Source organism: Chamaesiphon sp. OTE_75_metabat_556 (genome assembly GCF_031378165.1).
In the GTDB taxonomy this organism is placed as follows: Bacteria; Cyanobacteriota; Cyanobacteriia; order Cyanobacteriales; family Chamaesiphonaceae; genus Chamaesiphon.
Genome location: NZ_JANNDR010000028.1, coordinates 1 through 25,157 on the forward strand (window position 1 = coordinate 1; position 25,157 = coordinate 25,157).

Genomic DNA, 25,157 nt, shown 5'->3' on the forward strand with positions numbered 1-25,157 from the left:
CGATCGATCCCAATTATCCTCAAGATCGGATTCAATGGATTTTACAAGATAGTGGCACTTCGGTGTTATTAACCCAAAGTTGTTTGACTGAAAAATTAGCTCTAACTCAACTAGAAAATTCCTGTCAGGTAATTTGTTTCGATCGCACAGATTTTGCTAACGAATTAACAACTAATCCCAGTCCCCAAAGTACGCCCGATCGTTTAGCTTATGTGATTTATACCTCTGGTTCGACGGGACAACCCAAAGGGGTGACGATCGAACATCGCGGATTGACCAATTATGCTTTAGCCTCAGCGCAAACTTTTCAAGCTCAACCCCATAGCCGTTTCCTGCAACTTGCTTCTTTTAGTTTTGATATGTCTATGGGTGAAATTGCCCAGACTCTAGCGGCGGGAGCTTGTTTATATCTTGCTAAATCAGAAACTTTGTTACCGAGTCAAGTGTTAGTTGATTTCTTAACTGAACACCAGATTTCGCACATTATTATCCCCCCGTCAGTCTTGTCTGTATTACCACCAGCGACCTTACCCGATCTGCAAACCATCATCGTTGGTGGTGAAGCTTGCCCAGCCGAATTAGTGGCACAATGGGCACCTGGCCGACGCTTCTTTAATGGTTATGGGCCAACAGAATCGACAATTTGTGTAACCAGTAGCATTTGCCAACCCGATGGCAAAAAAACATCAATCGGTAAACCTTTTCCAAATATTCGCATCTATATTTTAGATGCTCACGATCGACCATTACCGCCAGGAATCCCAGGGGAATTATGTATCGCTGGTGTGGGTTTAGCCAGAGGTTATCTCCATCGTCCCGATTTAACCGCCGCAAAATTTATTGAAGTTGAGTTATTTAGTAAACCTGAGCGAATTTATCGGACTGGCGACCTGGCAAAATGGAACTCTGATGGCAATCTTGAGTATTTGGGTCGCATTGACGAGCAAGTTAAATTACGGGGTTTTAGAATTGAACTTGGTGAAATTGAATCACTCTTATTACAACATCCATTGGTTAAGGAAGCTGTGGTGATTTTATCTAAAACTGAGCGTAACCAAAGTTTAATTGCCTATGTAACCGGAATTCCTGATGGTTTATCTACCCAATTAAAAAATCATCTTAAATCTCGTCTACCCGATTATATGATTCCCGCTCAGATCGTCAGATTGGATCGGCTGCCTTTAACTGCCAATAGCAAAATCGATCGCAAAGCTTTACCTGCTCCAACTAGTGCGATTGATGACTTGTATACACCTCCACGTAAGGAATTAGAACAAAAATTAGCACAAGTTTGGTCTGATGTCCTCGAACGCCAACAAATTGGAATTCACGATAACTTTTTCGACTTGGGTGGACATTCTTTATTAGCGATAAAATTACTCGATCGTCTGCAACAGGTTTTTGAGCAAAAACTTGCTTTGAGCAGTTTATTTCAGCATCCTACCATTGCCCAACTGGCAGAACAACTTGAAAATATCGAGGTTCGACAGTCCCATCCCGATCTACTTTCACTCCAATCTCAAGGCACAAGCACCCCGATATTTTTGCTGCCTGGTGCAAATGGACACAGCTTCTATTTTCGAGATTTGGCACTCAATTTAGGCAATAAACATCCAGTATATGGATTGGAAACTCCAGGTAGAGATGGCTCTATGTCACTTCCTGAATCAGTAGCCGTCCATGCCAGTCGATCGATCGATCTATTATGCCAGCAACAACCAAAAGGTTCCTATATTCTCGCCGGATATTCTTCCGGTTGTGCTGTTGCTTTTGAAATGGCTCACCAACTAGAACAGCTTGGTAAAACGGTGATTTTATTGGCAATCTTGGATGCAGGATTGGTTACTCGCCCTGAGTATTTTACTCAAAGAGCAGAGCTGGATTGGATTTGGCAATTGATTCAACGAATTGAAGCTTTAAAGGAGATCTCTTTAGGTTTGGAATACGATAATTTAGTTGCTCAAAACAATGACCAAGCCAGGTGGGATTTAGTCGCAGACTATCTATATCGATTTAATGTCCTACCGGAACATTCAACTATTTCCTTACTTAAAACTAATATGCAAGTTATGAAAGTGCTGACGCTTAATTACGCAAATTATCAGCCTACTCAGGCAATTTCTGCCCCGATTGTTTTATTTCGCGCTCAATCAGTTCATCAAATTGTTTTGCAAGAACTCCAAGCTATTTCTGACTACGATCTACCCGATTGGGGATGGCAAACCTATACTCAAAAGCCTGTCAAAGTAATTCCTGTATCTGGAAACCACGGTCAAATGCTGTATGAACCCAATGTCAAACTATTAGCAACACAATTACAATCGTTATTTTTATAATATGCAATCCCCAACGCCCCACGATCGACCATTGAAATATAATTCTGCTGAATCAGCTTTTACTCAATTTTGGGAAGATGTTAAAGAGATCGCCGGACCTTATTGGTATCCAACTCAGCCAGGGATCAGAGCATTCTCAGACGTGATTCAGACATGGGGAATGCTGCTGCTCCTAATCTTGCTGATCGTCGCGCTTGTGGGTGTAACGGCTTTTAATAGCTTCATTAGTCGCTACTTAGTTGATGCGATCGTTGAAGAGAAAGATTTTGATAAATTCTTTGATAACTTATTGATTTATGGTGCTGCCCTTGTCTGTGTCACCATCTTAGTCGGACTTTCTAAATTTGTCAGAAAAAAAATTGCGCTTGATTGGTATGAATGGCTAAACAATCGGATTTTAGCTCAATATTTTAGCGATCGAGCTTATTATCAAATCAACTTCAAATCTGATATTGAGAACCCAGATCAACGTCTCGCCCAAGAAATCGAACCCATTCCCAGAAGTGCGCTCAGTTTTTCGGCCACTTTCTTAGAAAAAGGGCTGGAAATGATAATTTTTTTAATAATTGTTTGGTCAATTTCCCAATTTGTTGCAACTTGTTTGATTGTTTATACGATCATTGGTAATGTAATTGCTGTTTACTTGACTCAAGAGCTGAATAATATTACTCAAGAGGAACTTGAATGTAAAGCTGACTATAGTTACGGACTGACGCATGTTCGCAATCATGCCGAATCAATCGCTTTTTTTCGGGGAGAAAACCAAGAATTAAATATCATTCAACGCAGATTTAGCAACCTCCTCAAAAGTGCAAACCGTAAAATTGATTGGGAGCGAAATAAGGATATCTTTAGTAGAGGCTATCAGGCTATCATCCAAATATTTCCATTTATAGTACTCGGACCTTTGCAGATTAACGATGAGATTGATTTTGGCCAAGTTGGTCAAGCCAGTTTAGCTTGCAATCTATTTGCCAATGCTCTGGCTGAATTAATCAATGAACTTGGAACTTCTGGACGATTTTCTAGTTATGCCGAACGTTTAATTGAGTTTTCGGACGCGTTAGCAGCAGTTACTAACAAGCCCGAAAATGGTAGTACCATTAAAACGATCGAAGAAAATCGGTTAGCGTTTGAAGATGTCACCTTGCAAACACCTAATTATGAGCAGACAATCGTTGAAAACTTATCACTTACGGTACAACCTGGGGAAGGTTTACTAATTGTCGGACCGAGTGGTCGCGGTAAAAGTTCTCTGCTCAGATCGATCGCGGGTTTGTGGAATGCGGGGACTGGTCGTTTAGTCCGACCGCCTTTAGAAGAAGTTTTATTTTTGCCACAACGTCCTTATATTATCTTAGGAACTTTGCGCCAACAGTTACTTTATCCTAGTACAAATCGTCAAATAAGCGACGCAGAACTCACAGAAATTCTGCATCAAGTCAACCTGGGAAATTTACTCGATCGAGTCGAGGGCTTTGATACGGAAGTTCCGTGGGAGAACATCTTATCGCTGGGAGAACAACAACGCCTAGCATTTGCACGGTTATTACTTACTCATCCTCGGTTCACGATCTTAGATGAAGCAACCAGTGCTTTAGATTTAACAAACGAAGGTCATTTATATCAACAGTTACAAGATACCCACACAACATTTATCAGTGTTGGACATCGGGAAAGTTTATTTAATTATCATCAATGGGTGCTGGAACTTGCCCCAGATTCCAGTTGGCAACTGGTGACTATCGCAGATTATCGACGGCAAAAAACACGAGAAGTTGGAGACTGGAATTTAGACTAATCAGGGACTGTTAAATGTCAAGTGTTTTGGGTTCTGCCGAGCTTTTGGTGAAAGTGGGCGATCGATCGATAGAACAAGACCAGCTACAGACTCAGAATAAAACGTTTGGTGAGTAACTCTATTCCGGCACGTCCATACATCTGTCGCTTCAACATTTTTAAGCGATTATTCAAACCTTCAACCAGGCCATTGCTCACGGTTGTCAACATACTTGCTCTAACCGCAGCGTAGTCCTCAAACAGGCCCTCGGCAAACTGTACAAAGGGTTTGAGCGAACTTTTAAGAGCCTTCATCAACCAACGATCGAAAGCATCTGCTTGCTGCTCTCTCAAGAGTTGTAAAAACTCATCGGCCAGCTCGACTGTTAACGCCAGGTTTGAGTGTTTCAATCCGATCTGAGCGAGGAGTTGCCTGTCTTTATCATCTCGATTTTCCACCCGCTTCAAAATCAAATAGGCAACACGACGTTTAGTTCACGGGGAGGCTTGAGGATCGCTTACTGGCTAAAAGTGCCCAACGCGCCAAATTTGTACATTTAGCCAATAAACCATTAAATTACTCTGTAATATAAAGCTGGGTGATCTCCTCGATGAAGTTTGGTTTCTCTAGATTTTCTGGGAGTGCATAAACTAAAGATATGGGATAAGATTTTGCACGATCGGTAGTCATTCAGTTAAATCGCTGAAAGCCTGACATAGCAATAGTTTGAAATGTACTTTGACCTTTTTGGCGCGTTGGGCTATTTTAGCCTAGTTGGAAAACGGCTGTTACAGCCGTTTTCCAACCAAAGCGACCAACACATTTTCTGCATGAACCCTGATGGGCTAAAGGGTACAGAGTCAACAGCCTAGATCTAAGCCCTCTCTCCAAAAATCCCCTCCCAGGAGGGGTGCCCGTAGGGCGGGGTGGGTTCACCATCTCCGCTAGTACTAATTTCGATCGATCCAGCTTACTACTATTAATCAGAATTAGTCGATCGATCCAAGTTGATGGGTGATTTGTGTGTATCGCAGATCTACCCACCCCACTGGGCGGGTCACCCGACCAGCAGCCCTACGGGCACCCCTCCGAGGAGGGGATTTAGCGGCATGAATATTGCTTTTAGCTGTTTCTGCATACTAAAGGGTTTGCGGACTGGGGCAATCTCAGCCGTGGTAGGAGTCACCGTCCAGTCATAATTTTGCAACAAAGTCGAGAGAATAATCTTCATCTCCATATTGGCAAATTCTACACCGATGCAGCTATGAGCACCACCACCAAAACCAATCAAGGAATAAGGATATTTCTTGTCTTCCTCACGCGGGGGCGCAAATCTGTCAGGATCGAATGCATCTGGTTCTTTATAGATTTCTGGCATTCGATGAGTCATGCTCGGAAAAATCACAATATACCAACCAGCCGGAATATTATATCCCGCATATTCAATATCTTCGAGAACAGCACGACTGATTGCGTGAACTGGTGGATAGAGGCGTTCGCCTTCTTTGAGGACATTACTCAGTTGAGGGAGTTGGCGGAGATGTTGCAGTTTTAACGGTTCGTCACCCGCTACTTGTTGCTGTTCTTCGCGTAATTTCTGCCGCCATTCGGGACGATTGCCCAGTTCAAACATCAACCAACTCATCAGGCTAGAGGTGGTTTCATGGGCGGCGAAGAGGAAGCCAATTGCTTGATTGATAATTTGGGTTTCGGTAAACTTATTACCATCTTCATCGACGATACTCATCAAAAAGCCGATGACATCTTTGGAACGCTCTAAATCGCCAAGATCGATTCTATCTTTGATAATCTGCCGAATATACTCAGCAATTTTTCGCCGCGCTGCTTGTCCGCGTCCATAAAAAGTGAGGGGATAATCCCACTTAATCATCCCATTGAGACTATTTACTAGAGTGACATACCATTGCGATACTCGATCGATTTCTGCCGTCTTGGTACTGCCTAGAAAAGTCCTGACAGCGATCGAGAGTGTCAGTTTTCGCATTTCTTTTTCTAGGTTAATCGTACCCTGTTTACCCCAATCTGCAACTGTTTCAGTCACAACTGCTTGCATCGTGTCAAAGTAAGCAGCAATCGCCTGATGGTGAAATATCGGCAAGATCAGCTTGCGACTGGCGCGATGCTCCGCGCCATCTTGCAACAACATCATATCTTTACTAAGGATCGGTTCTAGCGATCGATTGCCCAATCGCGATGATAACTTATCGGCTCCATCTTTTAACACAAATTGATTCGCCTCTGGCCCAATCAGACAAGCACATTTGCCAAAACCGATCGCCTCTGGTAGTGATATTTTGAAAATTTTGCCGTACTGTTGGTACTGTTGCCAATAAAATAGCTCTTGTTGAGCGAGGATGCCAATTGTCTGCCCGATTAGTGGCAATCCAAAGCTACCAGGCATCATGTCAGCGGACTTGAGTTTATCGGTCATAACAACAATTTATTCCAAATTGTGACATAATTAGTTTATGAGTAAGTCCTCATCTTTGTCAAGCGAGAAAACTCTCCGCCGTCAACCGCAGCAACAACGTGGGAAGCAGCGCGTAGAGAAGATTCTCATCGCCGCTGCGGAAGTTTTTGCCGAGGCGGGATTTGCAGCAGCGACAATCCAACAAATCGCCGATCGAGCCAGTACTGCCGTCGGTTCGATTTACCAATTTTTCCCAGATAAATTAGCTATTTTCAATGCTTTATTTGCCGAGCATCTGCGGCTGACAGAAACCATCGAAGCGAATTTTTTTGCTCAGGATCTTAACTTCCCACTCGATCGAGGTATTAGTGACTATATCGATGCCCATGCCATCTATTTCGAGCAGCCGATTCCTCGCTGTATCGTTGTGCAGTATTATTTAGAGCCGATCGGGAGTCTAGATAGCATGATGGCGGATCTTCCCAATCTCCAGTCGATCTCATTCAAGCGACATGCCAATTTTTATCGACAACGCAATCCAAATTTGAGCATAGCCAAAAGTGAATTACTCTCAGAAGTTGCCCACAAGATCGTGCAGGGTTTGGCTCCAAATGTGCTCAAAACCGATGAAAAATATCGGCAGGAGATCTACGCCGAAATCAAAGATGTCCTCTATGGCTATCTCAATCCGTACATCGGCGACCATTTACTTCAGATGTCTAATCAATTGATGACATGTCCCGACTGTCAGAGCGATCGAGTGGCGAAAAACGGTCGCCAACAAGGTAAGCAACGCTATATTTGCAGAGGATGTGGGCGGCAATTTCTCGATCGATACGCCCACAGAGGCTATCCTCTAGAAATTAGACAAAAGTGTCTCGCTCTCCACGCCCAAGGAATCGGCTTTCGAGAAATCGAACGTCAGACTGGGGTAGATTGCAACACTGTAATTAACTGGGTGAAATCTGGAGATATTTGACGATCGCAGGATGTCAACGAATCTGCTAATTATGGTCTGATTTTAGATCGATCGTGTGAGTAAGTTGTGAGCAGTTAATAATTGCAACAAGTTATTTACTAGTATTAAAATCGCTACAGTTATTCGAGACGATCGAGATAGAATTAGTATTAGTTACTAATGGAGCACGATCTCGATGTTGCAAAAAATCTTACTCGCAATTGGTGACTCCACTGAAACACAAGCAGTTGTAGATGCTGGATTGATATTGGCTGAAAAATTCGGTGCCCAGATGCTACTGTTACATGTCATCAATCCCTCGACCCCAAATGGATTTAGCCCCTTAGTTGGTGGGATGTTTCCGATCGTCAATGATATCGCACTCGAACAATACGCCAAAGAGTGGAAGGAGTATGAAACGCAAGGCATCGAACGGCTCCAAACTTATGCAGCGCAAGCTAAAGAACGCGGGGTCAAAGTTGAAGTCTCCCAAAACTTTGGCGACTCCGGCAAGATGATTTGCGAACTCGCGAAAAATTGGTCGGCGGAGACGATTGTCATGGGACGAAATCAGAAATCGATGTTGAGTGAAATCTTTCTCGGTAGTACTAGTAACTATGTTGTCCACCATGCACCTTGTTCGGTGATGGTCATTCAGTTGCCAGCTTTAGCAACTTAGGATTAGGATTAAACCGGATTTACCTAAACTAAATCCGGTTTAATAATTGAAATATTTTGCAGATATTTAGCGAAACTCGTGAGTATTATTAGTGCTATGAACATTTAAAACTCGGCGATCTAGTCCTAATCTTCTAACCAACTAAATAGTCGATCGACAGTCAATTGCAACGAGCTAGCGAATTCAGGCACGGGTAACAAATCGGGTTTCTCTTCATAGATAGAGATCGTCCGGTCGGCTAAATAGACAAAGATCAGTTCTTCGGCTGGGTCGATTAACCATCCCATCTGGGTACCATTCCTCAGACAGTGCAGGATGTTGCGAACGACTTTAGTTTGGCTTTGTTCGGGGGAGAGGATTTCGATCGTCCAGTCGGGCGCGAGTGCAAATACATCCGCAACTTTGCCATCATGGCTAAAAGTGCCCAACGCGCCAAATTTGTACATTTAGCCAATAAACCATTAAATTACTCTGTAATATAAAGCTGGGTGATCTCCTCTTAATTTGGGTATTGCTTATAGTAAGCGAATTAGAGGTGAAAAAGCGGCTAATTTGGAGAAAGCGATCCGCTGCGATCATTTGGCTCTGAAAGTATTTACTCGTGAGGCCGATCCCGCAGAGTGGGCAAGGGCACAAATTAATTTGGGTGTTGCTTATAGTGAGCGAATTAGAGGTGAGAAAGCGGCTAATTTGGAGGAGGCTATCCGCTGTTATTATTTAGCTCTAGAAGTACTCACCCGTGAGGCTGATCCCGTATATTGGGCAATTGCACAAATTAATCAGGGCGTTACTTATCAAAATAGAATTAGAGGCGAGAAAGCGGCTAATTTGGAAGAGGCGATCCGCTGTTATTATTTAGCTCTAGAAGTACTCACCCGCGAAAATGATCCCTATAATTGGGAAGTTATACAACATAATCTGATCCAGGCTCATACCGATCTACTTCAGGAACATCGGCAATCTCAGTCGAGCAGATTGGGGGACTAACCTGAAATTGACGATCGAATCTGCCGATGGCATTCTCACGATCCAAATCTCGGTGTCTTGGCTGAATTAATTTATCGATCGAGACTATTTATCCTATTATCGATCGAGAGATTGCCACCTGATTACAGTTGTTGGAGGACTCGATCGATCGTCAATTAACGTGGAAAATTGGTTTGCTCCGCTCAACACCGCCCTGAACTAGAAGTTCGGGCTAATAGCTCAAGTTCTCTGAAGAGAACTGCCCAATCGGTTAGTTCGTTTAATCGATATTTTGATGTTAGACCCTGCTTTTTGCGGTTATCCGTAGGGATTCGGGAAGAGCGCGCATTCGCAAATTCTTTTGTTTGCGTTGCATTTAAGAAGTTAGTATTTAATGCGCGGATCGATCCAGGCATTAATCAAATCGATGAGGATACTAGCAATCACAACGATCGCGGCAAAAAACACCATAATTCCCTGAACAGTAGGATAATCCCGATTGGAAATAGCTTCATACAATTGACTTGCCAATCCCGGCCATGAAAATGTAACTTCCGTCAGCACCGCACCACCGAGCAAAGAAGCGGTAGTCAAACCCAAAACGGTAATCACTGGAATCATCGCATTTTTGAGCGAATGAGAGATCAAAATCTTATTTTCAGAAATACCTCTAGCTCTAGCAGCTTCGACATATTCAGCTTTCATACTTTGCTTGAGATTGACCCGCACGATCCGTTCAAAAATCCCGCTGAGTAATATACCTAGCGTCAAGCAGGGTAAAGCCAGATGATGGAGTGAGACAAAAAAGCTGCCCAGATCGAAGTGCAATAAACTATCGATCGAGTATAGTCCGGTAATCTTAGCTGGCGGCGTTAAATTGGCTGGAAATCTGCCACCGAGGGGGAAAATATGTAATTGCACGGCAAATACTAATTGCAATAACATCCCGACCCAAAAAATCGGCAGGGAATAACTAATGATGCCAAATAATCTGCCACTAGCTTCGGACACTGTCCCTGGACGCGATGCCGAGATCGTCCCGACAGTTACGCCAACGATAAAAGCGATTAACATACTCCCGATCGCCAGTTCTAGAGTAGCGGGAAAGTTTTCTCTAATTACATCCAAAACTTCTTTACCAGAACTCGTAATCGATTTACCAAAATCTCCACGCAACAGATTGAATAAGTAACTAAAATACTGGACATAAACTGGTCGATCGAGTCCTAACTGTTGGCGCAACTCGGCCTTAACTTCTTCAGATGCCCGATTGCCCAAGAACGCATCCGCTGGATCGCCAGGTGTCGCTTTGAGCAAGAAAAACACGAGCGTTACGATCGTCCATAACATCAAGGGAGCTAGGAGCAATCGCGCGGCTAGGTAGTATTGGAGGGTTTTGGATCTAGACATGATTTAGTGAATAGTGAATAGTGGATAGTGGATAGTGAGTAATAACTAATAAAGACAGTTCATTAATAATTATAATTAGTCGATAGTTAAGATTTTTTTGACATCTAAATAGAATTTATCCGCGCGAGTAACTAACTAAAAACATTGCTTTTATCTATCCACTATCCACTATCCACTATTCACTATCCACTATCCACTATCCACTATCCACTATTCACTATTCACTATTCACTATTCACTATTCACTATTCACTATTCACTATTCACTATTCACTATTCACTATTCACTATTCACTATCCACTATCCACTATCCACTATCCACTATCCACTATTCACTACTTCTTCATCTGCGAATACAACAAATTCTGCAACGGATCGATCTTGATGCCGCTCATACCTTTTTTGGCGAAGACAAAATCTTTGGTTTGCCAGAGGGGAATTAAGGGGACATCTTGTTGGATTTGGGTTTGGATGTCGGCGTAGATTTGTTTGCGTTTGGCGGGGTCGGCTTCTTTGCCTTGGGCGGCGATCAGTTGATTCATCCGATCACTATAGTAGAAGGAGCCTTGGGATTGACTGCTGCCCTCTTCACAGCCTCTAGCTGCCGAACCTTTGGGGCATTCGAGGAAGGGTTGGACGAAGTTGTCGGGATCGAGGAAGTCGGGATACCAATCTTGGAGGGTGGCTGGATAGATATTTTTACTGGCGTATTTAAAGAAGGAAGCTGACTCGATCGTGTTGGGTTCGATCTCTAGCATCCCGCCCAATTTTTGCTTCGCATAGGCACGCAGGAAGCCCGCAGTCAGGCGGCGGGGGGTCGAGCCGGAGGGATACCAGATTTGGATTTTGGCGGGGTGCTGGGGCGAAAATCCGGCTTGGGTGAGCAGTTGTTGGACTTTGGGGATATTGCCGTCTCCATAGGCAGCTTTAAAACCAGGTTGGGAGACACTAAAGGTGCTAGGGAGGATGCTGTATAAGGGGTTGCCCTGGCCGTATAAGACCCTCTCGTTGATGGTGGGTCGATCGACTAGGGCGGCCAGTGCTTGGCGGACGAGGGGATTATCGAGGGGCTTTTGGAGGACATTCAGGATTAGGTAACTAGTGACGCTACCATCGATCTCGATCGATTGCCATTTACCCGCTTTGGCTCCTTCATCCAGGCTCTTGACTTGATCTGGTTCGAGGGCTTGGAAGGCGACATCGACAGCACCTGTGCGGAAGGAGTTGTAGAGGTTGGCGGAGTTGTTGTTAAAAATTTGGAGGTTAACGCCCCGATTGAGTGGTTTGGCACCCCAATAGCGATCGAATGCCGTTAGCTTGACACGATCTGTACCATATTCTGTGAGTTTGTAAGGCCCTGTGCCGACGAAGGTATTAGCTTCAAAAACATTTTTGCCGATTTTATAAGCTTTGGGCGATACGGCACAGGTACCTGGAAAGGCTAGGACAGAAGCCAGGGCACTGAACGGTTTTTTGAGCTTAATTGTCAGTTCGTAAGTCCCAGTAGCGGTCACTGTAGCGATCCGATCGGATAATAATGATGAGGGTTTACCTTTATTCTGAATGAATCGCTGGAGCGAGAAAGCCATCGCCGCAGCATTAAACGGGGTGCCATCGTGAAAAACCACCCCCTGCCGGATCGGCATCGTATATGTCAAACCATCCGCACTAACTGTCGGTAAAGCGGTGGCTAACTGGGGTTTGAGTTCGGTGCTGCCCGGATCGTAAGTGTACAAGCGATCGCTCAAATTCCGAATCAAGGCGATCGATCTCAATTCATAAGCATCCGCCGGATCGAGGGTACGCGGTTTTTGCGTCGTCCCGACGGTGATTCTGCCCTCGTCGCTACTGGCGATCGAATTTGGCAAATTATTACTCCCAGAGCAACCCGTTACCAATAGCAACGCGATGGAGACTAAACCGAGATGTGGCCACCTATTCATAGATGTAAGCGATCGTCATTATAATTTTGATATCCGATCCGTCGGGGGAGCGAGGCGATCCGATCCTCAATACAACCGCTATTCCAGCGGATCTGGATTGAAGACTGGTACCGATCGATTCGGATCTGAATTACCTGAAGGTAGGTTACTTAATATATAACGATTTGGCAACTTTTCATGCATCGATGGGTGCGTGCTGCTGACGATCGCGAAGCCAGAGCGCAGATATTTGATTTTAGGTGTTATCCATGCTATGGTTAGAAACGTTGCCTGCGGATATGGCGGAATTGGTAGACGCGCCAGATTTAGGTTCTGGTTTCGCAAGAAGTGAAGGTTCAAGTCCTTTTATCCGCATTCTAAATATTTTTCGATCTCGATCAATGATGTACATTAACTAATTATTTGTCACTGTTCACACGTTAGTGTCAAATTGACTAACTTAGTGTCACTGGGATCGCATTATCGACATTTTTGCAAATTTAGCCATAAGAGAAGCAATCTTTTCTCTTATGGCTATTTTGTGTCTAAAATTTTGATTGCAGATAAAAGGACTTCTTTCAACTAATTCTTAGATTTAAGCTGATTTGGAGTATTTATGCCTATTTGCTTCAAATGAAAACTCGGTTGCTCTAATGCGTTGCACTCATCACGAAGAATAGTTGCGACATCCGATGACATCCTCTACGACCTCAGCGATATCTTTCAACCACTCATCACGAGGAGGAATGATTGCGCCCGAGGTTGTAGATTGAGTTTGCTCCAAAAGGATTTGAGGCATGTCGATCGCGAACCTAGTCACTCAGACCGCTCGTGCTAGATCTAAATTAAACCGATCGGTCGATCGATATTAATCAGAAGCGTTAGCTAATCTAGTGTTGAAGATTCCGTTGGCGGTTGATTAGCCGATAGTTATCACCGAATAATTGTTTGGTATTGCGATAGGCGAGGATCTTTTGAGTGATTAGATCGATCCAGTAATATCGGGTTTTCCCCGCATTGTGACTAACTTCGGTACTAAACCACATTAAATCCATATTGCTTTCCAAAATGATGGGAAATGGGACTAAATCTGGTCTTTCCAATAATTGGGACTGCCATCTTGAGGCTTCAGCATTATCGATAGGAGCATTAGCTTGGTATAAACTTCTGCGGAGATTTTGCCTGGATTCGGTGGAGTCTTCTGAAGATTGATATTGCAGTAATAATGCTTGTGATTTAGTTTTAATTTGTTCTAAATCTTGTCCGCAGTCGGCGATCGATTCCTGATCGGTACGTAGCATTCGCAACCACGATAGTTTGCCTTGTAGCTGCCATTGAGTTCGCTTTTGGTGGCTGGCTGGGATCCGATCGATAAACCTAGTTCGATCGCCCACCCTTGACTCTAATTGATAGTTGTGCCAATCGACAAAATATCGAACCACTAATTTTTCTAATTCTGGCAATGTCAGGCTAGCTTCTGCGGTATTCCGCGATCGCGAACTTCCCTGTGTACATCCTGGCAGGGCAGAAAATAGTTGTGTGTTGAGACTACCGAACAGCCGCTCGACAACATGACTTTCAAATGGACGAGGTTGGAAATCGTTGGTAAATCCTAACTGTTTAGCAATTCATGATAGATTGTTTTCTATTTCCAGATCCTGAGTGAATATCGTTTGTTTGTACTAGTATCTAGTTGGTTTGGCTCCAGCCGGATTGTTGCCCATCACCCGATCGATAGATAGATAAATATTTTCAATATTAGTCGATCTAAAATACTTTCTTCACGAGATCCTCACAACTTTAGCTTAGGATGAAAGTTCATAAGTTTGTATTACAAATTTATCAAATAGTTATTTTAGTTGCCATCTGGCATCGAAGTTTTTACAGTCAAATACTCCGAGATCGGATGGCAACTTAATAGCATAATTTTTTCTCGGATGATGACGATAACGACAGATTTTGTAAAATTAGTAAATTAGCTAAAACACCATGAGTACTGTAATCGACAACCTCACCAGCAGCAACCCTAATGGCAATTTGCGATCGCATGGATGCTGAAGCCGCTCATGGAAATTCCAAGAAACAAGAGTCAACCCGATCGACTGGAAGATTCGCGAGGGCTACTTCCCGCAAATGTTCGATCTTCCGTTGCTCGTAATTATCGGTCAGGATATTACTGGCGTGGTGGCAGCAGTGGGTAGTGGGGTGACGACGCTACACCCAGGACAGGCTGTGGATAGTATTGCCGATATGCAGCTTTCGGGAGCCTATGCGGAGTACGCACTGGGCTATGCAGAGGCGATCGCGCTATATCATCAGCAAATTCACCGGAGCGATCGAGTTCGATTAGCAGAGCGCGATCGATACGAACTAAGTAGCAATTGGATCGTCCCATCCTAGTCCACGCAATTTACAACAGTTATGTTATTGGGCTTAAATAGCTGTCAGCTTATTTGAAATTTTTAGCAAAAGGCTATGGTTTTATGTTCAGAGCCTTGAATTTTAGTTTTAAAATAGCGAATTTCTCATTCTTTAGAAACTAGCTCAGAGTAACGAGTAGAATGCCATTTTGCAGATTTTTAGATTTATCCTGTAGCTATCCCCATAAGTTGAGATCGATCGCCGATTAACTATGTATAACAATTTGGGGGTTTCTACCAAGTTCTAGATGTTTGGAAAAGTATGAATAAATTCTTTATTTCCAAATTATATCATATCATTTCTCGTTTGTTATTACTCTCTAGCTCGGACAAGTCATTGTTACCTCAAGGATTCAATCATGAAAAAAATCTTATTATTAGGTGGTGATAAAACTCTCCAGATATTACTGACGCGTTATCTCAAAAAGCACAATTATTCGTTACAGGTGGTAACTTCTGGAGTCCAAGGGTTGAAGCTGTTCGCTCAAGATCCACCAGATCTGGTCATATCAAATGTTATGATGCCAGGAATGGATGGGTTAGAATTTTGCCGTCGGCTCCGTACCACCAGACTCGGACAATTAGTGCCATTCATCTTTTTGACCGCCAGAAACGATCTCGAAGATCGGATTCAATGTTATTATGCCGGTGCGGATGACTACATCACGAAACCCTTCGAGTCATTAGAACTACTGGCCAAGATCGAGACTCTGCTCGAACGCTCGCGGCGCATTCATTCGGAGATAGTGCGGCTGATGCAACAAGTTCCCGAAGATAGCGAATCGGGTGGCAAATATCAGGAAAATGCTGCGGAAGTTACAATCCAAGCTAAAGATGCCGAACCGCAAGCAGAACTACCATTGACTCCAGCCGAAGCGCGAGTCTTCTGGGAAGTAATTCAAGGCTTAACCAACAGGCAAATCAGCAAGCGGTTGTTTATCAGTTTCCACACGGTACAAACTCACTTAACGAATATCTTCGCCAAGCTTAAATTAAAAAATCGATCGCAGTTAGTCCGCTATGCCTTCGAGCACCGTTACAGTCAGCCACAGACTCAAGACGAGCAAAAAGCAGCAGTGGCAAGGGGTTAGACTTTCGCAACAAACCTCTTTTGTTGGGTGAACGTTTATGTACGAGTTAGAGAAATTGGTTAACTTTAGACCCCTATTTGTAGCGACCTACAATACTATAGCAATCCTATTTGATTAACTCAAAAATGCGAAAATCAAATAGGATTGCTATCGTGCGCACTTGTCGAACTAGGGGTATAGCCAAATACTTAACCCATTACCTCTAAAAATTTTTGGGCTAAGACTTGATAATTATGGTGATTCATCACATATTCTTGAGCTTTTCTCCCCATATCCTCCCGCTGTGATGCAGATAGTGCCATGAGTGTTTCAATTGCTTTAGCTAAAGCTGGGGGATCTTCGGCAGGGATAGATATCCCACATCCATTTTCTGCTACCAGATCGTTACCCGCAGAGATCCCATGAAGAATTGGTTTACCTGCCATCATGTAATCCATCAGCTTATTAGGACAGATACCAAACCGATAAATCGGTAGTTTCCGCCAAACGATTAATAACGCATCCATTTGACTCAATAGTGACGGGATACTACTTTTAGGAATTCGATCTAGAAAAATAATGTTTTTTAAACCTAATTTATTAGTGCGCTCTTGCAATGTAGATTTTTGATTGCCTTTTCCTACTAATACAAAAGTAACTGGTTTATCTCTTAATAAGATAGCAGTTTCTAAGACAGTAACTAGAGAATTGGCAAGACCGTGTTCGCCAGCATAGCCCACAAGCAAATCACCAGATTGTTTGAGTTTATCTAGAACAGATTGATGGGATTCAGGTAAAGACGTTTGATTTTTGCTCCATTCGTCGGTATTAATACCATTGGGAATCCACTCGAATTTATCTGACTCCATCCCATGTTCCTGCATGTGATCTTTGGCTTTGGGTAATAAGGATACAACTCGATCGGCGTGACGATAAGCAGAGTTTTCTGCTAACTGCATCAGCACAATAAAAGGATGAGATGGTGACATCCCACTCAGTTCAATCGGGCTAAGCGGCCATAAATCGTGAACTTCAAAAATAAGCTTTGCTTTTGCTCTCTTGGCAATGTACTGAGCTGGATAAGTATCTAAAGGATAGACAGAAGAGTTAATGACAACATCTGGTTTGAAATCTTTGATTAATTTGTGACTATAACGAAATAATTTAGCAACAAAGGTAAAAATATTAATTGCTCGCCCAGCTCCATTTCCTTGATACTCAGGAGTCTTTAAGCAAATGTGTCTAATTCCTTCTAAGTTCTCTTCTTTAAAATCTTGACTAATTTGAGATTGATTATAACAGAGATGAGAAAAAGAAGCACACACAATAGTCACGGAATGTCCCAATCTAATCCATTCTTTGGCAAAGTAAAATGGTCGATATACAGTACCGTTTCCTAGAGGATGAGCGTAATGATTGATTAATAGTATATTCATCTATTTTTATTTGTTGTAAATAATTGGTTGAAAATTATCCGATCGATTGCTAGTGTAGCAACTTACTATATAACTCCAGTAATTTTGTATTTTCATAATTCCAATTGTATTTTTCTTCAATAGCCCGGCGACCATTTTCTCCCATTTGTCTTGCTAGTTCGGGATTATCAATAATCCATTGAATTGCTGCGGCAATAGCGTTGGGGTCTAGAGGATTAACACAAATACCGCATTGATGCTCTTCAATGATTTGTTTCCACAATGGAAAATCAGAGGCAACGATCGGAATACCAGCGAACATATACTCGAACATTTTAACTGGGAGCGCATCTAAATAATTTATGAGTGGATGTAAAACTACCAATCCTGCCATCGATTTAGCTAACACTTGAGCCACCTCTTGTCTATTTAAATATCCTAAGTATCGTACTTTGTCCCATCCCGGCATTGTCATCGCTTTATCCCGATCGTCTGGATATGCAAAGTTACCAGCCAGTAATAAATTAGCATCTGTTTGTTCGATCGCCGCGATCGTTTCAAAAATACCACGCTGCTCCCCAATACTTCCTAAATAACAGACAGCCTGCTCTTTTTGTCCCCAATTGAGATCGGGAAATTCTAAATCTGTCAGATTCGGGTAATTTTTAATATCGATTGCCAGACAACCTAATCTAGTAAAACGTGATGCAATCATTGGAGTAGCTGTCACTATGGCATCAAAATATTTACTTGCAAAATCTTCTAATAACTTACTTGCTACTGATATTATATTTCTCAGATTTTGAGGAATGTGATTCTTATTAACTATGGTTCTCGGTAGATCTTCATGAACATCATAAATAACTTTTTTGCCCCTCATTTTTAACAGTAATCCAATTGGGATCAGTTCTGGATCGTGAAAATGATAAAGCTCGGCATCAACTTCGACAGCATTTTGATAAACATTCCAAACAGTTTTTGTCATGCGTAATAAGCGATTATTACTAATATGAGGAACACTATGGAGATGAATTCCCCTTCTTATTTCATTTGGTGCATTCTGGGCAACTAAGTGTGTTTCATAGTTTGCCTGAGCCAAAGAAAAACATTCTTTGAAATAAATGCGGTGATCGTCATATCGATGAGCTGAAGTTAGATGGCAAATCTTATAACTTAACATAAGTCTAAATTTGTTTGTCTGATTGTTAATCTAAGTAGAGTTTTTAAAATTTCATGTATGGAGTTAATAGATGAAAATCCATATTTGGCTCTAATCGTGTGTCAATCATCATCGATTTATACTAAATTTTCCAGATGACGATCCATTATTAATATTTCATAAAAATCCACTGATTCTATCCGGGCTGTAACGATGATGAGCGCGATTATCCAATATTTCTGGATATAGCTGTCTCCGGACAACTATTCCAAAATTAATGTAGATTGCATAAAATCCTAAAGGGTCTCTGAAAAATAGTAATTGGACAATAGAATAAATTAATAAGCCGTTAAATATTGTTGTTTCATAATCTTGTTGGTGCTGTCTATACGATCTTAACAAATAACCAATGCAGTATAATATTAGACCCAGAAGACTCGCAAAAGCTGGGATCCCAAAATCTTGAAGTATTTCCATGAAATTGTGCATGTAAGTACCGGGGCCTCGATCGACAACTCTCCGGATATAACTACCGAAAACAGGATTATTTGCTATGTCTTGGAATCCTTCTACGAAGAATTCATCCCTGCCTTCTAAAGAACTTGAATTATCATTCGTTAATAGCTCAAAATTCCTGTTTGTTAGCAAACTGTCCCAAGTTAAGGTGGATATTAATTCACCATGAAATGACAATAAATACATATAAGTTATCAATCCTGTACCCAATACAAGTATTAATAATTTTAAGATATTTCGTTTGACATATTTATTTGATATATAAGAGATATAGAATACATAGATTAGATAGAGTGTTAAAGCTAGAAAACTATAGAATGACGCTCGCGAAGAATTTAAAAACAGAATAATATTGCTAGCTAGCCATGTCATTAGCATCCAACAAATTGCACCTATAGATAAGTGCCCATTACGCTGTTGCTGAACATTTTTTATGACCAACTGTTGTTGAATATCTTTTACGGCTATTTTTTTTGCCCGAGCTAATGTTGTATTTAATTTTTGAGATAAAAGAACGATCGATTTTAATTGCTGAACTATTAATAAGATTGACACAACTGCAAATGTATCACCTATTCTCTGATAAGCACCAGTAAATAGAGGATCTTCTATTCCATAAACTGCTTGTAAAGTGACAGGATCTAAACTAGAAATTACAAAGAAGCTAATTAAATACCAAAATAAGTACGTTAAAAATCGGAAAAATTTGTATTTAGATATTTCATTTAGGTTTATACCCAGAGCTAATGCAAACAACCAGTAACTTGTACTAGTAATATCACTATCAACCCCCTCTATGTTATAAATTTTAGCAATTATTAATGAAACTAAAACCCACAATATAAAAAATAAAAATAAATAGCAAAACAAACTTAATTTACTTCTTCTTGATAAAATAGAGTTTAACAAGACCCAGAGAGTACAAACACAGCAAACTGCATAGGCAATACTTCTAATTATCGATAAACTTTTTGTTCCGAAATAAAGATATGCAGGTAGAATCAGTCCTAGAAATGTAAATATTACTGCTGTAAATAAAAGTACACACACTCTATTCAAACTCAACTGCATATTGGTCGCTCCACTTAATTAAGTTGATCCATCGCCACACCCGAGCATCAAATTGTTTATGTCCTGCAAGTATGTCCTGCCATTCTTTATTTACGATATCTATTTTTAATGCAGGAATATGGGCGGCAATTTCGCTATTTAGCACTTCTTCGACCCAAGGACGTAAGCTGGTCAACCAGTTAAGTTCCGGGGTAGCGAAACCAATTTTATCTTGGCGGTCTAAAATTAAGTCTGGTACGATACCCCGCATTGCCTGTCGAAAAATAGCTTTACTAGTGCCATCAGCGGCGATAATATACTCTTCTGGTAATGAAAATAAAAACTCAACTAAATTAGGGGTTAAGAAGGGAACCCGACTTTCAATGGAAGCAACCATCGAATTGCGATCTTCATAACGTAACAGTGAAAGCAGCCCCGTTTCTAGACTTTGATGAAGTTTCTCTTTCAACATCTCTTGACTATGTATTGGTAAGGAAAAACGCAGTTTTGCCCCGCGTTCGATAAACCAAGTATCATTTAGCCAAGATGGTGCAAAGCTCTTACCAACTAAATTCCTAGCTGTATCGGCGATATCTTCAGGTAGTAGTAACCCACCGCCTACTAACATTAGTTGTAGCGCACCGAAATCGGGGAGTTTGGATGCATTATATAAAAATTTAGTTGCTTCTGCCCACTTACGTTGGCGGATCGAGGAAGCTAGCCTTGGACCTAAATGATGACGGTACCCACCTAAGATTTCATCAGCACCTTGTCCGTCTAGCATGACTTTAATTCCTGCTTCACGAGCCAATTTAAATACTTGATGTTGTGCATAAATAGATGTGCTACCAAAGGGCTGATCCTGAAGATAAATCAGGCGATCTAAGTCTGCGACTAACTGCTCTGGCGTGGCTTGGATTTTGTGTGAGATTGAGTTAGCTTTTTGAGATACAATATCTACCCATCCCTCTTCGTTGATCTTGGGACTTTTGGCGATATAGCTGAAAGTATGCAGTTGCAAGTCTGGCTCTAAGTAGCGCATTGCCATCACAATACTGGATGAATCAATCCCTCCCGAAAGGGCGGCTCCGACGGGTACATCGCTCCGGAGGTGGAGGCGGATATTATTGAGGAAGAGTTCCTGCAACTGTTGTGCTGCTGCTTCAAAGGAAACCTCTAAGCGACGATCTCGATCTATTTGCCAATAGCGAACTGGCTGAAATTCAGTTGGGTAGTCTAAAGAAACTTCCAGATAGTGAGCGGCAGGAACTTGGTGAATATTGGCAAATAAGGTATCTTCACCATAATCTGTGATGCTAAAGCGCAGGTAATCATAAAGTCTTTGGGAATTTACCTGACGATTAAGATTGGGGATTTTTAGCAGGGCTTTGATTTCAGAAGCAAAGGCAAATCCGTTATGCCAATGAGTATAGTAGAGAGGCTTGATCCCAAAACAATCTCTAGTTAGGAAGATAGAACGCTTGTGCGTATCTAGAATGGCAACAGCAAACATCCCTACTAGGCGATTTAGAGATTGAATCCCCCACTGCGCGTAAGCATGAAGTAAGACTTCTGTATCAGAGTGGGAAGAAAAGATGTAACCTAGTGCCTTGAGTTCTGCTTGCAATTCTAGGTAATTGTAGATTTCCCCATTAAACACAATCGCATAACGCCCATCCAGTGTAGCCATTGGCTGCCAACCACTGGGGCTGAGATCTAAAATCGACAGCCGACGGTGAACCATTCCCAGCCAACAGTTTGATAATTCATCAGGGTGACGGGAAAGCTGAACTGAGGATGTTCCCGACCATCCAAGAAATCCCCGATCGTCTGGACCCCGATTAGCTAAAACCTCGCTGAACTTTTTCAATAGTTGCGGATTGATATTGGATCGATCGAAGTGAAAAATACCTGCTAGACCACACATAATTTTTAGCTCTCATTTACTGGATCAAACTACTCAATTACTCAAATTCTTCAGCACGATATTAATTGTTCGTAAACAGCTACTTCATGTCGATCGATCGACCGATTGTTGTGCCACAGTAGTGTCCAATTGCCCTGAAAAAGCTGACAGCGTTGCTTGGATTGAGCCATAACTTGCATAGCGGACTCACCTAACCCAAGATTCATAAACATTTTCTCAATGACAGTACATTCCATGACGATCAGGGGCCGCTCTCTAAGTTTTAAAACTTGACGAGTCTTCAGGTTGTAAACTGGAAACTCATAACAAATGCCACATCTAAACCCAACTAGATCGGAAAAGGCTAAAGTCGAATCATAATCCAGACCTGCATCTTCCCAATTTTGGAAGGTTGTGGGATTTTCCCAGCGCAAGTAGTGCTGGCGTCCGCCCCAAGAGTCTTGTTCGATCCCTGCTTGGGCACAAACTTTCTTTAAGATTTCAAATTCTTTTTTGGTTTGAGCGGCATCCTTGTAAGTGTGATAGCTCGGATGCAAACCAATTTCATGACCTCGGTGGTGAATTTTACGCAATAGATCGCGAATCAGCGGCGAATCGATCCTGTAATTACCATCAATAGCACCTCCAGTATGGTCGGTAATAAAGTAGAAAGCACTTTTGAGATGATGCCGCTCACTGATATCCATGAGCCGATCGAAAGTGTTGCAAGGATCGGCAGATATATTTCCTGTTTTTACCTGGATCCATTGTGAAATACTCTGCACTACTGCGGCGGGACTATGACGATTGACTAGATCCCCGCCGCAGCGTCTCAGTAAGCGAGCAAATCCGCTCAAGGCGTATCTAAATGGCTCATCGACATCATGGCTGACATAAATTTGAAAATTTCGGTGCTGGCGTTCTAATCTGGGATGAAGAGTTTGAAGACAAGCCCAGAGAATTTCTAAGTATTCATTAATAATTGGGCGATCTAAGAATCCTGCTAGGTGGGCTAGGGATGAAGTTCCCAGAAACCAGTCATAATGAGCATCTCGATCGAGTTTGACGATCTCTTCATAACGAGTCAGCATGAAGAAAGCCGAACCAAAGATATCAAGTCCGAGATATATTCGATCGCTTGAAAAATTGAAAAATTGAGGGTCGTCGGGGCGATCTCCATAAATAACAGGTATTTCAGGATTTACAGTCGTTGCTGATAGTTTGGTCTTAGCTATATTCCAAACTTGCAATGGTTGTTGTGGTAAAGAATCAGGCTGTAACCAGTTAGCTAATGGCGTTCTGAATAGTCCATCAGCAATTAATAGTTCTCGATCTTCATATGCAATCGAGACATTCTCGCGACTTGATACTTGAATGTCAATATCTAAACCTAAAAATTCACACAACAGCACTGTTATGATATAGCGACGTTCGTTCTCGTAAGTTTGGGGGATTTGAATACTAATCATGATTATTTTCTGACAATAGCTCTAACCATTTCTCTGCCGGACAAAAGTAACTGCATCCGCTGACTAGTTTTACTAACTTGAAAATAAGGAATTTGTCGCCCGCCAAAAGCTCTAAAAAATCTCTCGATCGGTTCGACAATCGAACCTTCAAAATCGAATTTCTTAGTAACAGTAGCAGCAAATTTAATTGCCTCCCACATTAGCAAACTAGTTGCACCACTATTTCGTAGTTCTGGATCGCCGCCACCCATCAGATAATAGGCTGAATTACGATCCCAGACAATATAAATTGCTGCATGAATCCGTCCTTGAGGATCTTCTGCAAAAAACATTTGACGGGCTTGATGGCGATCGCAAGCAGCATCTAAATTCTGAACTAACTCACGACTGTAGGGTAAGTTCTTTCCTTGTCTTTGGAAAGTAAGTAAGTTGATATCGAGAAACTTATTAACATCTAAATCCTTGCGAACTATAACTTTTTTTTGAGCTTTGCGGATCTCTCGCCGAATATTTTCTTGAAATCCAGCCCACACTAGATCTAAATCCTGGATATTTTCTAGGACATAAGAATAACGAGTAGTTTGTTTGAATCCATGCCAATAAAATGGCAACCAGCTTGTCATTGAGTAATGAAAATTTAGAACTAGATAATCATAAGGAGGTAGTTTTTCAATCAGGGCACCGTATAGATCTTTTTCTTGTGCCAACTGTTTATTATATTTAGCAGTTGACTCTTGTAACCAAGGACCTAATAACGGGGTAAGCTTGGGCATAGTCAATAACGTTAATCCCATTTTGTTCTTGACTACATAAGGAAGGCGTGCTACCACCTTGCCATCTTTATCTATTTCTACAGCATCCCAAGTATTGGGAGCTACTGCATCTAACCACCATGACTCCTCAAAAATACAATTTTTTGTCATGATAGCTTCTCAATCCCTACAGAAAATCGGTAAGCATGAAACAACGAACCAAACACGTAAACTCGAACATTTTCATTCTGATATTTCAGAAAATCACTTGGGCTGTACCAATAGCCTAAGAAATCTTTACCCACAAATTGTTTGATCGTATTTTTTAAATATACAAATTTACTCCCCTGGGAAAATTGTAGTGATAACTCTCCTGGCAAGTAACGCTTTGAGTAGAAATCAGCCTTGCTTTTGTTCCACAAAATATTACCTACCAGCATGATTCCACCTGGCTCTAGCATTGATAAGGAGTTTTGAATATATGAATCTAATTGTTTTGATTTCAGATATTGAATGACACCATTACTATAAATTAAGGAAAATTGACGATCGACAATATGACTAGCAGCGTCTGCACAAACCAAGTTTACCTGTGGATACTTTGCTCTGAAAATATCAAGCATTGCTTCAGAAATATCGGTGCCAATATAATCATTTTTATTGATATTTAAATATTCAAATAAAGCTCCATTGCCACAACCAGTTTCTAGCACAGAACCACCAGTATATTCAAGAGCATCTAATAATAGATTGATTTCTTGCGCGTAGAAATGATACCATTTTTCATTGTTAAAATGATGCAATGGTGTACTCTGCTGTTCCCAAAAACCCTTCCAACGATCGGAGTTAATGATATTTTTATCCCTTGATTCTAACTTCATAAGTGCTTCCTTATATTAATGGAAAAAGCCAACTTT

The 25,157-nt window shown here is 41.7% G+C and carries 18 protein-coding genes, 1 tRNA gene and 2 pseudogenes; 8 read left to right on the forward strand and 13 right to left on the reverse strand.

The window, feature by feature from the left end; genetic code table 11:
• A partial coding sequence (locus RMO27_RS01260) for an amino acid adenylation domain-containing protein (protein WP_309728318.1) occupies nucleotides 1–2,336 on the forward strand: 2,336 nt, incomplete at its 5' end.
• Between the two features lies 1 nt (nucleotide 2,337).
• Nucleotides 2,338–4,137, forward strand: coding sequence for an ATP-binding cassette domain-containing protein (locus RMO27_RS01265; protein WP_309728321.1), 1,800 nt, complete (start codon nucleotides 2,338–2,340; stop codon nucleotides 4,135–4,137).
• Nucleotides 4,138–4,220: 83 nt separating this feature from the next.
• Here RMO27_RS01265 and RMO27_RS01270 read toward each other — a convergent pair whose 3' ends face one another.
• Together RMO27_RS01270 and RMO27_RS01275 are read right to left on the reverse strand one after the other, a co-directional pair.
• Nucleotides 4,221–4,589 carry a transposase gene (locus RMO27_RS01270; RefSeq protein WP_309728324.1) on the reverse strand — a complete coding sequence of 123 codons (369 nt, stop codon included), beginning with the start codon at nucleotides 4,587–4,589 and terminating at the stop codon, nucleotides 4,221–4,223.
• A gap of 584 nt (nucleotides 4,590–5,173) precedes the next feature.
• Nucleotides 5,174–6,568: a cytochrome P450 gene (locus RMO27_RS01275; RefSeq protein WP_309728327.1), complete on the reverse strand. Its 1,395-nt coding sequence runs from the start codon at nucleotides 6,566–6,568 to the stop codon at nucleotides 5,174–5,176.
• Nucleotides 6,569–6,605: 37 nt separating this feature from the next.
• Between RMO27_RS01275 and RMO27_RS01280 the strand changes: the two genes are divergently transcribed.
• On the forward strand, nucleotides 6,606–7,526 hold the full coding sequence (locus RMO27_RS01280; RefSeq protein ID WP_309728329.1) for a TetR family transcriptional regulator: 921 nt from the start codon (nucleotides 6,606–6,608) through the stop codon (nucleotides 7,524–7,526).
• A gap of 175 nt (nucleotides 7,527–7,701) precedes the next feature.
• On the forward strand, nucleotides 7,702–8,184 hold the full coding sequence (locus tag RMO27_RS01285) for a universal stress protein (protein ID WP_309728333.1): 483 nt from the start codon (nucleotides 7,702–7,704) through the stop codon (nucleotides 8,182–8,184).
• A gap of 125 nt (nucleotides 8,185–8,309) precedes the next feature.
• On the opposite strand, the pseudogene RMO27_RS01290 reads toward RMO27_RS01285, so the two are convergent.
• Nucleotides 8,310–8,594 (reverse strand): annotated as a pseudogene (locus tag RMO27_RS01290) (Uma2 family endonuclease); the annotation flags it as partial.
• A gap of 94 nt (nucleotides 8,595–8,688) precedes the next feature.
• Between RMO27_RS01290 and RMO27_RS01295 the strand changes: the two are divergent.
• The gene (locus tag RMO27_RS01295; protein ID WP_309728338.1) at nucleotides 8,689–9,171 is read left to right on the forward strand and encodes a tetratricopeptide repeat protein; all 483 of its coding nucleotides are present in this window, start codon (nucleotides 8,689–8,691) and stop codon (nucleotides 9,169–9,171) included.
• A 363-nt stretch (nucleotides 9,172–9,534) separates the two neighbouring features.
• On the opposite strand, the gene RMO27_RS01300 is transcribed toward RMO27_RS01295, so the two are convergent.
• Together RMO27_RS01300 and RMO27_RS01305 are read right to left on the reverse strand one after the other, a co-directional pair.
• Entirely contained in the window at nucleotides 9,535–10,560 is a 1,026-nt protein-coding gene (locus RMO27_RS01300) for an ABC transporter permease (protein WP_309728340.1), read from the reverse strand.
• 336 nt (nucleotides 10,561–10,896) lie between these two features.
• Nucleotides 10,897–12,504, reverse strand: coding sequence for an ABC transporter substrate-binding protein (locus tag RMO27_RS01305; protein WP_309728342.1), 1,608 nt, complete (start codon nucleotides 12,502–12,504; stop codon nucleotides 10,897–10,899).
• 272 nt (nucleotides 12,505–12,776) lie between these two features.
• On the opposite strand from RMO27_RS01305, the gene RMO27_RS01310 reads away from it, so the two are divergent.
• Nucleotides 12,777–12,858 (forward strand) — tRNA-Leu (locus RMO27_RS01310).
• Nucleotides 12,859–13,373: 515 nt separating this feature from the next.
• Here the strand turns inward: RMO27_RS01310 and RMO27_RS01315 are convergent.
• Nucleotides 13,374–13,784, reverse strand: a complete 411-nt coding sequence (locus RMO27_RS01315; RefSeq protein ID WP_309728344.1) for a hypothetical protein — start codon at nucleotides 13,782–13,784, stop codon at nucleotides 13,374–13,376.
• A gap of 787 nt (nucleotides 13,785–14,571) precedes the next feature.
• On the opposite strand from RMO27_RS01315, the pseudogene RMO27_RS01320 reads away from it, so the two are divergent.
• Nucleotides 14,572–14,883, forward strand: a pseudogene (locus RMO27_RS01320) (alcohol dehydrogenase catalytic domain-containing protein); the annotation flags it as partial.
• A gap of 379 nt (nucleotides 14,884–15,262) precedes the next feature.
• Nucleotides 15,263–15,994 carry a response regulator transcription factor gene (locus RMO27_RS01325; RefSeq protein WP_309728349.1) on the forward strand — a complete coding sequence of 244 codons (732 nt, stop codon included), beginning with the start codon at nucleotides 15,263–15,265 and terminating at the stop codon, nucleotides 15,992–15,994.
• Between the two features lie 188 nt (nucleotides 15,995–16,182).
• Here RMO27_RS01325 and RMO27_RS01330 read toward each other — a convergent pair whose 3' ends face one another.
• The 7 genes from RMO27_RS01330 to RMO27_RS01360 all read right to left on the reverse strand — a co-directional run bounded on the left by RMO27_RS01330 (nucleotide 16,183) and on the right by RMO27_RS01360 (nucleotide 25,121).
• On the reverse strand, nucleotides 16,183–17,409 hold the full coding sequence (locus RMO27_RS01330) for a glycosyltransferase family 4 protein (protein ID WP_309728351.1): 1,227 nt from the start codon (nucleotides 17,407–17,409) through the stop codon (nucleotides 16,183–16,185).
• 49 nt (nucleotides 17,410–17,458) lie between these two features.
• Nucleotides 17,459–18,568 carry a glycosyltransferase family 4 protein gene (locus tag RMO27_RS01335; protein WP_309728353.1) on the reverse strand — a complete coding sequence of 370 codons (1,110 nt, stop codon included), beginning with the start codon at nucleotides 18,566–18,568 and terminating at the stop codon, nucleotides 17,459–17,461.
• A gap of 156 nt (nucleotides 18,569–18,724) precedes the next feature.
• Complete coding sequence (locus tag RMO27_RS01340) at nucleotides 18,725–20,134, reverse strand: hypothetical protein (RefSeq protein WP_309728355.1); 1,410 nt, start codon at nucleotides 20,132–20,134, stop codon at nucleotides 18,725–18,727.
• Nucleotides 20,115–22,040: an asparagine synthase (glutamine-hydrolyzing) gene (gene asnB / locus RMO27_RS01345; protein ID WP_309728357.1), complete on the reverse strand. Its 1,926-nt coding sequence runs from the start codon at nucleotides 22,038–22,040 to the stop codon at nucleotides 20,115–20,117. Before asnB ends, RMO27_RS01340 begins: the two co-directional genes overlap by 20 nt.
• Nucleotides 22,041–22,090: 50 nt before the next feature.
• Nucleotides 22,091–23,488, reverse strand: a complete 1,398-nt coding sequence (locus tag RMO27_RS01350) for a polysaccharide deacetylase family protein (RefSeq protein ID WP_309728359.1) — start codon at nucleotides 23,486–23,488, stop codon at nucleotides 22,091–22,093.
• 2 nt (nucleotides 23,489–23,490) lie between these two features.
• Entirely contained in the window at nucleotides 23,491–24,411 is a 921-nt protein-coding gene (locus tag RMO27_RS01355; RefSeq protein ID WP_309728361.1) for a GNAT family N-acetyltransferase, read from the reverse strand.
• Nucleotides 24,408–25,121: a class I SAM-dependent methyltransferase gene (locus tag RMO27_RS01360; RefSeq protein WP_309728365.1), complete on the reverse strand. Its 714-nt coding sequence runs from the start codon at nucleotides 25,119–25,121 to the stop codon at nucleotides 24,408–24,410. Before RMO27_RS01360 ends, RMO27_RS01355 begins: the two co-directional genes overlap by 4 nt.
• Nucleotides 25,122–25,157: the final 36 nt, after the last annotated feature.